This window comes from Oceanobacillus indicireducens, assembly GCF_014647195.1.
Lineage (GTDB): Bacteria > Bacillota > Bacilli > Bacillales > Amphibacillaceae > Oceanobacillus > Oceanobacillus indicireducens.
In genome coordinates this window covers 1-12,725 of sequence record NZ_BMOS01000041.1, presented here as the reverse complement: position 1 = coordinate 12,725, position 12,725 = coordinate 1, and the positions used below count along the sequence as shown (strand labels likewise).

Below are 12,725 nucleotides of genomic sequence, written 5' to 3'. Positions count from 1 at the left end.
CATCCGTAAAAATAAAACGCATCTCGGCTGATTTTTCAATCCCGACCCCTTTTTTCCTTCAAACATTCTGAACCTGCTCTAGATGCACGTTCACTTTCTCCTGGAACACTTGCATCAAATAAAATTAGCGGATGCAGATTTCCATCCCCTGCATGGAAAATATTTGCAATCCGGAGATCATACTTCCTACTAATTTGTGTGATTTTCGCTAAGACTTCCGGTAATCGGGTTCTCGGAATTACTCCGTCTTGCACGAGATAATCTGGGGATATTGCTCCCATTGCACCAAAGCCCATCTTGCGGTTTGCCCACCATAGGCTACGCTCAGCTTCATCTTTAGCGACTTTTACTTCTCGGACATTATTTTGTTTACAAACCGTGAGAATTTCCTCAATCTGGTCATCAATCCCTACAGCAATTCCATCCACCTCAATCAGAAGAAATGAGGCAATGTCCCTTGGATGTCCTACCGGGTAAGCGGCTGATTCCACGCCTTCAATGGCAATCTCATCCATCATCTCCAGTGCGGCAGGAATGATGCCTGCAGCGATGATATCCGAGACAGCTTGGCTGGCATCATCAATATCATCAAAGTAGGCAAGCGCCGTTTTCTTTGCCTCGGGATTTTTTAAAACTTTCACCGTAACCTTCGTCACAATACCAAGTGTTCCCTCGGATCCAGTAAGTAAGCCTAACAAGTCATATCCTGGCTGGTCAGGAACCCCTTCTTCCCCGATTTCCACAATCTCTCCGCTCGGAAGAACAATTTCAAGGCCTAATATATGGTTTGTCGTCACCCCGTATTTCAAACAATGGGCTCCGCCAGAATTTTCGGCGACATTTCCACCAATCGTGCAGGCATACTGACTGGAAGGGTCCGGAGCATAATAGTAGCCTTTATCTGAAATGGACTGGGTCAACTTCAAGTTAATATAACCTGGTTCCACTACTGCTTTTCTATTTTCCAGGTCCAGATGGAGCATTCGCTTCATTTTCACCAAACTGATGAGCACTTCCCCGCCCAGCGGTGTCGCCCCTCCGCTCAAGCCCGTTCCTGCCCCTCTTGCAATATACGGGATCTCTTCTTTATTTAAACATTGCACCACTTGAGAAACCTGCTGTGTATCTTTTACAAATACAACGGCTCGCGGCATCCCCTTATACATCGTATAACCGTCACATTCATAGGATATGAGATCTTCCTTTTTATAAAGCACTTCATTTTCTCCAACGATAGCCATCAATTTCCGAGTGATTGCATCTAACCCTTGTAATTTACGCTTTTTCCCAAACAAACGAAGCACCCCCTGTATCATTATGATTTCATTTTCTGTTTATCTTTTTCATAGGCCCAGTCAAGCAGTTGGACGGTATGAACAACCTTTTCACTACGGCCATGCTTCTCGACCCCCATGGCAATTTGCAGCATGCAGCCGGGATTCCCCATTGAAATCATTTCCACATTCTCCGGTATATCATCCATCTTCCGGTCAAGCAGTTTACCTGCCATTTCGGGATGTGTGAGATTATAAATCCCCGCGCTGCCACAACATCTATCTGCATCAGGCAATTCTACCATTTCTACACCCGGGATTTCTTGCAAAAGCTGGCGTGGTTCAAAGCGGACCCCTTGCCCGTGCGCCAGATGACATGCATCATGGTACGTAATCTTTATGTTGATTGCAGATTTTGGCCGTTTAAAATCATTGTCATATAAAAACTTGGAAACATCCTCTATCTTTTCGGAAAACTCTTCCGCCAGCGGAAGCATCTCCGGATCATTGCGGAATAGCTCATCATATTCCTGGAGCGCACAACCACACCCAGCTGCATTGACGAGCACTTTATCATAATCTTTAAAAGCTTCTATGTTCCGTTTTGCTAACTTCTTCCCCGTCTTTCTATCACCAGCGTGAATATGAAGGGCACCACAGCATCCTTGTTGTTTTGGCAAGCCGACTTCAAAACCATTATGATTTAAAACGCGAATGGTCGCTTCGTTCACATCACTGAACATGATATCCATCACACAGCCGGTCAGCATACCAACTTTTTCTTTCGTCTTCCCTTCCGCCGGGACCTCTTCCGGGTATCTGCCAAGCACAGGTTTTCCAACTTCAGGGAGAATCGCTTCCATATCCTTCATATGGCTTGGCATTACATTCAGTACACCCGTTTTTCTAGCGATTGTTTGCATGCCGCTTTTCTGATAAAACCGCATGAGACCGCCAAGCATGTTCAGCCGTTTCTTATTTGGGAAAATGCCATTTAGTACTGTTTTGCTAACCGTACCTTTCAAACCTTTTAATGGTATTGCTTGGCGGATTTGGCCCCGCGCTTCCTCAATCAAGCCGCCAACCTGAACATCTGCTGGGCAGGCTGTTTCACAGGCTCTGCAATCAAGGCAATCAAATACAGGCTTGGAGAAAGCATCATTAATATCAATTTTCCCTTCTGCGACTGCTTTGATTAAATAAACACGCCCTCTTGGCGAATGCTGTTCTTCTCCTGTTTCCTGATATGTCGGGCATGCCTCTAAGCACATACCACAATGCACACAATCCGCCCATTTATCCGGATCAGGTAAATCATCCCAAATATAATTTCCCAAGGTCTTTGTTTCACAGGCAGGTCCACCTTTTTCCAGCATATTGACAAGGTCCATTGTCTCTCTTTCTTTTTCGCCCACGTTCATGTCATATTCCTCCTACAAATCGTTTTCTGTTCAGGATGCGCTTTGAATCGTTCGCTAGCTTAACCCCTTCCAGAAGTGCGAAGTGTGCTGGTTTAACGCCCCAAACATTGACGGTTTCCCTTAACTTAAACGGCAAGTGCGTACAAACAACAAACCCGTTTTTCTCTTCTGTTTTTGCCCTTAACTTTTTAATGAAAGAAACGATATCATCGGGGCGGCCTTTTATATATATGCGTGAAATGCCGTGCCCTAAGCCGCCGTGTCCTTGGAGTGTTAGATGATGGGTTTCTGCAAGCTTTTCAGCTGCTTCTAGATTATCAAGTACATCCATGTTGTTACTTCCAATTTTCAACGCTGCCCAAGTATTGTCCTCATCAACTTCATCATTGTAGCCATTTGGTCCAATCTGCCAGAAGTCTTCCCACCATTTCTTTGCTTCTTCCTGATACATTACGGTATGTCCCACACTCTCAGGTAGATTTTCGCTTATCCACTTCACCTGCTCGAGCACAGCTTTTTCCCTGTCCTCAAAAGCTATTCCTAAGATGTAGCTGTTCTTTCCGGTTAATTTTTCAGCAAGAGTCGGAGTTAATAACTCTAAGGTCACCGGTTCCATTACGGAGTCAAGCAAGGAAACGGAAAAATCATGAATTTTCTTTTCGCTTCCCTTGGGAAAATGAATGAGCGAAAGTCCTTCATATTTAGGAAGCGGACGCAGTTTAATCGTAATTTCACTAATCACACCAAGCGTTCCCATCGCACCGATAAAAAGTTTATTCATATCATAGCCAGCAACATTTTTAACCACTTTTCCACCTGTTCGAATTACCCTGCCATCTGCATAAACAACCCGCAATCCAATCACTAAATCTCTCGCTGAACCGTAAAGCAATCGCTTTGGCCCACTGTCATTAGCGGAAATGATACCACCGATTGTCGCCATTTCTGGCCAAGCTGTATCAAGAGCGACAAATTGCCCTTTTTTCGCCAGTTCATCAGTAATTTCTTTGAGGGTTGTTCCAGGCCTCACCGTCATTGTTAGATCTCCGACAGAATGTTCCACAATGCCTTTATAGTTTGCAAGCGATAATAATATATCTGCACTTTCTGATTCCCCGCCAAAACCTCGCTTTGTCCCACCAGAAATCACATTAACTGTTTTTTCATGTTCATAAGCAAAGGTGAGCACTTTGGAAATATCCGCTTCGGAATAAGCTTCCATGATTTGCACGCCGCTATTGCCAAGGAGATGCTCTCGTTCATTATTTACTTTTACTTGTTCTTCTGGCAAAATACTTTCTGTGTCTGAATAAATCATATGAATCCTCCTTTGGACAAATGGTTAAGTTCTTACCCCAGATTAATCCGAGCCTGCCGTTTAGTTATCTGCACCCCGAAATCCCTTTCATTAAATTTTAGTATTGCTCTTGCGTTGTTGAACGAAATGAAGCTATCTGACCAAAGCTATCAATCTTCCCATAATGGATTATGAAATATTTACATTTTAATTTATATTCAGATAAGTTAAATTATAGATTAACCATTATTCGATTAAAGCCAAGCTTGTTTTTAATCGTTCAACACCTTGCAATTCATCCCCTCCTAATTGCGCTACAATTTGAAGGGGACTTCTTGCAATATTTGTTAAATAACTAATTAAAACACTGGGGTTCGCTTTCTTAATGAGGACAAATAAACATCTTGTGCCGCTTTGACCCCAGCTCCAGGCTCAAATGAATAAGCAAAATCCTGTAATCCCGCTTCCATAAGGGAAATAGCTTGGAGAATATCGCTAGGGAAACAATACCCCATATGCCCAAATCTGAAAATTTTACCTTGCAGGTGACCAAGACCACCCGCAAAATCTAGTTGATACTTTTTCTTTAAGTGAGCTAAGTATGTTGCAAGATCCAATCCTTCAGGAGTGCGGATCGCCGTAATTGTTGGGGATGCAAATTCGTCGCTTGTTAACAAATCAATCGACAATGCCTTCATGGCTGATCGAACCATATTTTTCATAACCTCGTGTCTTTCAGTAGTTTTTGCTATCCCGCCTTCCTCCTCAATTAAATCGCACACAGCAGAAAGCCCCATAATAAGGGAAACCGCCGGGGTATTGGGAGTCATTCCTTTTTCCGCCCAATCACGATAACTTAATAGATTTAAATAATAAGCAGTCGAACGATTAGCCTCTATCACCTTCCATGCTTTTTCACTAACTGCTAATAAGGCAAGTCCTGGAGGGAGCATCATTGCTTTTTGTGAACCGGTTACTAAAATATCAATACCCCATTCATCCATTCGGGCGGACACCCCTCCAATACCGCTCACGCTATCCACTATAAAGAGAGCATCTGAATGTTCCTGAACTACTCTTGCTAATTGTTTAATAGGATTTATGATTCCTGTTGAAGTTTCATTATGCGTTACAAAGACAGCCTTAATATTGGATAACGGCTTTAAAAATTCAATCAGCTCATTCTCCGTACAGGCCTCTCCCCAATTTTTTTCAAGTTTATGTACTTTTAAGCCGTATTTCTCGCATATCGAGACGAAATAATCCCCAAAGGCGCCTACTGTGATTACGACTATTTCCTCTCCAGGGGAAACAGAATTGACCACAGCTGCTTCAAGCGCCGCCGTCCCACCTGAAGGTAAAAGCAAAATTTCTTGTTTCGTCCCAAATATAGGTTTTACACGTTCCATCGTTTCTCGGTAGAGCTTAACAAATTCCTCTGAACGGTGGCTAATCATACTTTGCGCCATTGCCAGTTCCACCTTTTTAGGTATAGGCGTAGGCCCAGGATGTCTAAGAATAGTTGGATACATAAATTCCCTCTCCCCTTCATCATTTTTATGTTTAGTATTCGTGCTTTAATTCTCTACTTGATCAATTAACAAATCACCCCTCACATTTTATCTATATACGGTAAAGATTATATATTATGATAACATCTTTTTATAAAATTTAAATAGTTAGGAGAAACAGAAAACACCCCCTACTGAATCAGCTGACTTATTATTCAAGCCTAGTCGTTCTCTAAAATATAGATCCCATTTTAAATAAGTTTGTTGCATCGTACATTAATGTAGTACTAGCAATTTGCTTTCGTTAAATATAATATTAGAGTATATTATAATTCAGAACCTTGTGAATTCAATTGTGTCAATCATATAAGCCCTAACATCACATAAATAGTGATTGAATCTTTGATTTTACTTCATAAAGAAACACTTAACTAAAAGTGATTCATTCTGCTGATTACAATTCTCACGTATCACTTGATGAATTGGGGGTGTCTAAAATAGTTACACATATGTAAAATCATTTTTCATATTATTTTTTATACGGTGTTTTTGTATTGATTGTTGGATTTGGAGGCGTACTTTCTCAGTTCTATCATTTATCACGTATTAACGGTCTGTGATAATCCCACTTCTGGTCGTTAGTGCGGTAGCTGTATCTATGATAGCTCCATCGCTGGTCGAACTACTATTATAGTAGGTTATTATATTTGTTTGTCCGCGATTTTTTTATAGAGGGAAGTGAACCTAGTGAAAGTTTCATTGTTTATTACATGTCTATGTGATATTTTCTCGGCAAATGTCGGGAAAGATACGGTTGAAATATTAGAACGGGTTGGCTGTAATGTTGACTTTCCAGAATTACAAACCTGCTGCGGTCAACCAGCATACAATAGTGGTTATGTTAAGGAAGCGAAACAATCAATGAAACAGATGATACGCGCGTTCAAGGATTCAGATTATGTAGTTGGCCCATCAGGCTCCTGCGTAGGTATGCTCAAGGAATACCCTAATCTATTTAAGGGGGACAAAGAATGGGAAGAAGACGCGAAAGAATTAGCTGATAAATCATACGAATTAACACAATTTCTAGTCGATGTAGTGGGGATTGTAGATGTCGGTTCTACGTTTAATGGCAGGATTACTTATCATCCATCTTGTCACATGACACGAATTTTAGGAGTTAACGATGCACCTATTCTATTATTAAAACAAATTGAAGGAATCGAGTTTATTGAGTTGCCGGTAAAAGAAGATTGCTGTGGTTTCGGTGGCACATTTTCCGTTAAAAATGCTGCTATCTCAGAAGAAATGGTAAAGGAAAAATCACAACATGTGACAGAGACAAAGGCAGAATATCTTGTTGGTGGGGATATGGGCTGTCTGATGAATATTGGTGGCAGAATGCAACGAGAAGGAAAAAAAGTAGAAGTCGTTCACATAACTGAGATTTTAAATACAACCGACTGAGTAAAAGGAGGTCTATTCATGAGCATACAAATTAATGAATCTCCATTTCAAGAACGTGTTCAAAAGGGAATTGAAAATGATTTTATGCGCCAGGCCGTCTCCTCTGCACAGGGGCGTTTCAGAACGGGAAAACTTACGCAGGCAGAAGAACTTGGAAACTGGGAAGATTGGCGTCAATTGGGAGAAGAAATCCGCAAGCACACAGTGGAAAACCTTGATTATTATTTGCAGCAGTTAAGTGATCAAGTTTCTAGAAGAGGTGGTAATGTCTTCTTTGCATCCACCGCTGAAGAAGCAACCGAATATATTCAAAACGTAATAAAGAACAAAGAAGCAAAAAAGGTAGTCAAGTCAAAATCAATGGTTACCGAAGAAATTGGTTTAAACCATGCATTGGAGCTAGGTGGTGTGGAAGTAGTAGAATCAGACCTTGGTGAATGGATTTTACAATTAGATGATGACCCACCATCCCACATTGTCACACCAGCACTCCATAAAAATAAAGAGCAAATTCGCGAAACATTTGCGGAAAAAAGAGGCTACACCAACTCGGATAAACCCGAAGAACTTGCATCATTCTCACGTGACCAATTACGAAAGGAGTTTTTATCCGCTGATGTTGGAATTACAGGTTGTAACTTTGCGATTGCAGAGTCTGGTACCATTACACTCGTAACGAACGAAGGGAATGCAGAGATGGCAACAACTCTCACCGATACGCTTGTTACTGTAATGGGTATGGAAAGAATTGTACCAACTTGGGAGGAGATGGAAATCCTTGTTGGTTTATTGACAAGATCAGCAGTTTGTCAAAAATTAACAAGCTATATAACTGCTTACACCGGATCGCGCTTGGAAGATGAAATTGATGGTCCAGATGATTACCATCTTGTCATTGTGGATAATGGCCGTTCGAAGATTTTAGGTACAGAATTTCAAGCCGCACTTCATTGTATTCGTTGTGCCGCCTGTATCAATGTTTGTCCAGTGTATCGCCATATTGGTGGGCATGCTCACAATTCCATTTACCCCGGTCCGATTGGTGCAGTACTTACACCATTACTCGATGGCTATCAAGATCACACAGAATTACCATATGCTTCATCTTTATGCGGCGCTTGTACGGAAGCATGTCCTGTTAAAATCCCACTCCATGACATGCTGATCAAACATCGTCAAATTATTGTAGAAAAAGAAAATAAAGCACCGACAGCAGAAAAGATGATGATGAAGGGCTTTGCCAAATGGTCTTCAAGTCCCGCTGCATATATATTGAGTACAAAAATGGCACGCCTTGCACTCAAAGCTTGGACAAAAGATGACACAATTGAAAATGGCCCTGGCCCACTAAAGAATTGGACAAATTCACGTAATTTCCCCGCACCAAGTAAACAATCTTTCCGAGCATGGTATAAAGAGAGAGAAAAGAGTGGTGGCGCATCATGACAATTCAAAACAGGGATCAATTTTTAAATCGTATAGCTGCGAGTCTTGGCCGTCCACGCCATACAGATGGAGTCGAACGACCAAAATGGAGTGTCAATCCTCAGCTTGAAGTATTAAAAGGACAGACGCAGGAGAATTTAATAGATGTACTAGAAAAACAATGTAAAATCATTCATACTGTTTTTAAACGGACAGATAAAAATGGGTTAGAGCAGGTTCTTAAGGAAACGATTAAGGCTTATAATGGGAAGTCAATAATAGTCCCTAATGACCCACGAAATGAGCAATATGGATTATTAAATCTTTTTCATGAAATCGAACAACGTATAGAAACTCATATATGGGATTATACAAAACAAAAAGAAAATCAAATTTTTGCCGAAAGAGCTGATATTGGTATTACGTTCAGTGATATTACACTAGCCGAATCTGCTACGGTGACATTATTCCATCATAAAGATCACGGGCGCACGATTAGCCTGTTACCCCATTCCTATATCGCGATCATCCCAAGGGAAACAATTGTCCCTCGCATGACACAAGCAACACAGCAAATTCATGAAGCCATTGCAAAGGGCGAAGATGTTGCATCTTGTGTCAGTTTCATTTCAGGCCCAAGTAATAGTGCAGATATTGAAATGAATCTGATTGTTGGCGTACATGGCCCGGTGCACGCAACTTATATAGTTGTAGACTAGATAGTTGGATTGTAGTTTTGGAATGCCTTTGAAACACCATTTATCGTTTTCACGAATCATTTGATTTATTTTGCATCTATTCTGGCTTTGTTTTGTTGAACAAGCGTCCTTCTGTCGGTAGGATTAGTAATTTAAATCCAACCATTCAACCCGTGGTAAGTCACGACGCTTGTTCTTTGTTGTATTATAATACGATAATAATTGATATTTAGACTAACTTACCAGCATGTTTCAAATCCCTAGTTAATCTTCAGAGTCTAGTTAAATGTAGGTAATGATATCATCTAAATCACTAATTGCTAATTTTGACCATCTTAACTCAACCATTTGACAAATCTTCCCTCTACTTCATCATGAGAATAAAATTCTCCATTATTAAGTTGGTTCATCCCTTCTTCAATCTTCGCTTTCACAGAAAGTTGCTCAATAATTTCTTCTAACGTTGTATTATTAGGCAGGTCTTCAATCATCTTTATAACTTCCTCTTTTGCACTCATTCAACTACCACCTAACTTCTGTCTCTCCATTATAAACCAAAACCTTTTAAAATCAGCTTATTCAAAGACACATTTTTTATACAAATGCTATCTTGCTTATTGAACAATCGCACAAGTTAGTGGAAGAGCGTTAAGGTAGATCATTCAATAATAATTACTTCTCCGTCCTTTAACGCCTTAAAAGGTATTTTATTATTAACCATATATTCTATTGCTTTATCAATACCCTTAGACTCTGGATGTTCTGATTTATAATGTGGAGCAATTGCATATTCCAAAATATGCAGTCCATCCCAAATAGTTTGATACCTTTCTTCATACGGCTTTTGATCTGGGTCATCAACCAAATGAATACCTTTTAGCGTTGGTCCAAGGATACAAACTCCAGCACTGTACCCTCCATATAAGATGTTCTTTTTATCCTTATAATACTTTTTAACGATTTTATCGAAACCACTTAACCTCATTGCCTGTGCAAGAACGAATGTGTTGCCTCCCCTTACCCAGATAACATCATACTCATTAAGTTTTTCTTGTAGCCCTTCTGTGTTACGGAAATACTTTTTCAGATCAAGAATATCCACTATAAAACCAATTCTTTTAAGATCCGATACATCCATTGCGTCACTTTTATTCTTTCTTTCTAAATCAGTTGCAAAATCTAATGCGTTATTGATATAAGCAACTTTTTTATTGCCGTTTTTCGTGATGTCTATTAATTTTTGTTCTTCATTACCAATTTTATAAGATGACAGATAAAATTTCATAATATCCCCCTATTCTCCCTTAAATGAATAACTTTTGTTAAATAAAGATAGACTCGTTTCTTCCACAATCCTGCCCTATAGTTTAAAAACATTCTTTCATAATAAAGAATAAAGCACCGGAAGATCGGCTCTTTATTTTGGTTTTATCGAGCATAAAAGATACTATCTAACATCAGGTCCGTATTCTTATGATGTGTTTCACTCTTTAAGAGCAGCGAGCCGTGTTGAAGCACGTATTCATTGCTGATGACGGTGTCAAACTCTTTTTGGATCATTTTATCATTGATTCTAGTGAAACAAAGCAATTAATCTCGTCATCTATCAGTTACAATTTCTAGTGCAGAATCTTCTTTTACCGCTAAAACTTCTCCCGTCAAAGCATTTGAAAAGTCCACGCGCTCGCAATTACACTCGATTGCGGGAGATCTTATATAAATAAACACCTATTAGCTGAATAAGTCTGTCAGCCACTTGGTCCAATTATTCCAAGTTGATATTCTTAAGTCTTTTCCGTGACCAACACTCTCTTTGATTAAAATCTCAACTTGTTTAGCTCCATTTTCTTTCAATTTATTATAAAAATTTTCAGTATGATACGGACGAATGCTTTTGTCTTCATTTCCGTGGATTAAGAGTAAAGGACGTTCTTTAATCTTTGTTAAGAACCTTGAAGGATCAACTGAATGTCTACCTTCAATATAATCCTTCCACTCATTTTCGTCTAAATTACGATACACGTTTTCGTGGCATCTTTTTAAATATGGATAGAGTGTAGAAAGATCATCTTCTTGGAGTAAATGGTCGGCATTCTGTTGACTTGGCTCTAGTAAAGGACAAAATGCTATTGCGCCAGATGCTAAACTAGAGGAACCTAATGCTGAAACAGCTATACCACCACCATAACTATTTCCAATAAGAATAATATGGTCAATATCCCAATAAATTTCTTTTTCAGTATTCAAGTCCAATGTATTACCTTTTGCTAAAAGTTCAAGACCCATTAAAGCACCCTTTACAGAAGAATCTGGACCAAAATCTCCATAACTTTCCCAGTTTCCAGGATAGCGCGCCTGCAACACGGTAAAGCCCAGATCCGATAAAGGTTTTCCCATTTCAGGGGCAATCGGTTTGTTAGGTAATCCCGGTAACCACACAATTCCTATTTTATTATTCAATGTTGTATCAGGTAGATAGAGTTCACCAAGAATATCTCCATTTCTAACATAAGCTATCATATATTATCTCCTTTCTTTACGTTAACTTCTGAATTTTATAGTAGCGGTAAACCTTCTAAAAAAACGTAGCACAAAATTATTGAGGCTACGTTTTTGTTTTTGTCTTACTTACGAACGTTATCCCGTTTAAGTTTCCTGTCGAGAAATATATAAAACAAAGAAACCGCTATGCCTATTGCTCCTATTACATTTACTGCCGTTGTAGAATAGCTGCTAACCGTAATTATCGCAAAAAATAATATCACTAAGAGTACTTGCGTAGCCCTATATATTTTTCTCATTACCCAGTCCCCCTCGCAGTGTCTCCAACAAAATGGACTGTTTGTTGAACAGATTCCTCTTAATTAAACATAATTTGTAACAAGCGATTGAAAATTAAACCAATGGCAAATCCTATAATTATTATAAAACCACCCAAATAGGAACTTCTTTTTCAGTAAGCCCTGTTTTCCGTAAAAGCCATGATATTACCGTAACGATGATTAGTAGCAGAATATACTTCCAAATTGCTAATCCTAGTGAATCAAAAAAGCTCAACCCTGAAATAGATATAAATAATAAACAAATATTTAAAGGGTGTGCAAGTCGTTCGTATGAAAGGGGGGTTTTTAATCAATTGGAAAAATCCCCCTGGGAGTACCTAATCTTGAGAGGATATAATGTTAACACAGCGCTATTAGACTATCTTCTGACACCTAACCACTTCTTTTCAATTATTTTGGGTTCTTTACGATTGGTGTGCAGAACATATAATTCTTTATTCGGATTTTCACGATGAAATTCTTGATATGCTCTCATTGCCGCTGGAGAACTAGTAAACTTATTTAGCGGTGCTATTTCTTCCAAAATTCGCTCACTTTGTTCATTTGTTTAAGCTTGGGTTGCTTCTATCAATACCCAAGTATCTGGAAATGCCTGGCGTACATCTTCCCATTTTATTTCCAATGGGGCAGGCATTATTAAAATAAGTTTGCAGTGCAAACTCCACCCGGTAAAAATGCACCATATAAACAATAGACGATTTTCTCATTTAAAATAATTTTTATCCACTTTTATTTTATACATCCTCCCTCTATATACTTCAATTATCTTCAAAATGCTCCTGTTTTCTT

11 protein-coding genes are annotated in these 12,725 nt (G+C 39.4%); 3 read left to right on the top strand and 8 right to left on the bottom strand.

Annotated features, from left to right (window positions below; translation table 11 throughout):
* Positions 1-35: 35 nt before the first annotated feature.
* The 4 genes from IEX94_RS17570 to IEX94_RS17555 all read right to left on the bottom strand — a co-directional run bounded on the left by IEX94_RS17570 (position 36) and on the right by IEX94_RS17555 (position 5,524).
* Positions 36-1,241 carry an FAD-linked oxidase C-terminal domain-containing protein gene (locus IEX94_RS17570; RefSeq protein WP_373290855.1) on the bottom strand — a complete coding sequence of 402 codons (1,206 nt, stop codon included), beginning with the start codon at positions 1,239-1,241 and terminating at the stop codon, positions 36-38.
* 74 nt (positions 1,242-1,315) lie between these two features.
* A complete protein-coding gene (locus tag IEX94_RS17565) occupies positions 1,316-2,665 on the bottom strand; it encodes a (Fe-S)-binding protein (protein WP_188859301.1) in 1,350 nt (449 codons plus the stop codon).
* 31 nt (positions 2,666-2,696) lie between these two features.
* The gene (locus tag IEX94_RS17560) at positions 2,697-4,013 is read right to left on the bottom strand and encodes an FAD-binding oxidoreductase (RefSeq protein ID WP_188859290.1); all 1,317 of its coding nucleotides are present in this window, start codon (positions 4,011-4,013) and stop codon (positions 2,697-2,699) included.
* Between the two features lie 338 nt (positions 4,014-4,351).
* The gene (locus IEX94_RS17555) at positions 4,352-5,524 is read right to left on the bottom strand and encodes a pyridoxal-phosphate-dependent aminotransferase family protein (RefSeq protein ID WP_188859289.1); all 1,173 of its coding nucleotides are present in this window, start codon (positions 5,522-5,524) and stop codon (positions 4,352-4,354) included.
* A 726-nt stretch (positions 5,525-6,250) separates the two neighbouring features.
* Here IEX94_RS17555 and IEX94_RS17550 point away from each other — a divergent pair.
* Genes IEX94_RS17550 through IEX94_RS17540 form a run of 3 tightly spaced genes read left to right on the top strand, consistent with a single transcriptional unit; the run spans position 6,251 to position 9,114 of the window.
* Entirely contained in the window at positions 6,251-6,970 is a 720-nt protein-coding gene (locus IEX94_RS17550) for a (Fe-S)-binding protein (protein ID WP_188859288.1), read from the top strand.
* A gap of 18 nt (positions 6,971-6,988) precedes the next feature.
* Positions 6,989-8,416, top strand: a complete 1,428-nt coding sequence (locus tag IEX94_RS17545) for a LutB/LldF family L-lactate oxidation iron-sulfur protein (protein ID WP_188859287.1) — start codon at positions 6,989-6,991, stop codon at positions 8,414-8,416.
* Positions 8,413-9,114 (top strand): LutC/YkgG family protein, encoded by a 702-nt coding sequence (locus IEX94_RS17540; RefSeq protein WP_188859285.1) that lies wholly within the window; start codon positions 8,413-8,415, stop codon positions 9,112-9,114. The genes IEX94_RS17545 and IEX94_RS17540 overlap by 4 nt, the downstream gene beginning before the upstream one ends.
* A gap of 314 nt (positions 9,115-9,428) precedes the next feature.
* On the opposite strand, the gene IEX94_RS17535 is transcribed toward IEX94_RS17540, so the two are convergent.
* From IEX94_RS17535 to IEX94_RS19555, 4 genes are all read right to left on the bottom strand, one after another.
* Positions 9,429-9,611 carry a hypothetical protein gene (locus tag IEX94_RS17535; protein ID WP_188859283.1) on the bottom strand — a complete coding sequence of 61 codons (183 nt, stop codon included), beginning with the start codon at positions 9,609-9,611 and terminating at the stop codon, positions 9,429-9,431.
* Positions 9,612-9,751: 140 nt separating this feature from the next.
* Entirely contained in the window at positions 9,752-10,378 is a 627-nt protein-coding gene (locus IEX94_RS17530) for a Type 1 glutamine amidotransferase-like domain-containing protein (protein ID WP_188859281.1), read from the bottom strand.
* Positions 10,379-10,824: 446 nt separating this feature from the next.
* On the bottom strand, positions 10,825-11,613 hold the full coding sequence (locus tag IEX94_RS17525; RefSeq protein WP_188859279.1) for an alpha/beta hydrolase family protein: 789 nt from the start codon (positions 11,611-11,613) through the stop codon (positions 10,825-10,827).
* A 681-nt stretch (positions 11,614-12,294) separates the two neighbouring features.
* Entirely contained in the window at positions 12,295-12,459 is a 165-nt protein-coding gene (locus IEX94_RS19555; protein ID WP_194461818.1) for a hypothetical protein, read from the bottom strand.
* Positions 12,460-12,725 lie beyond the last annotated feature (266 nt).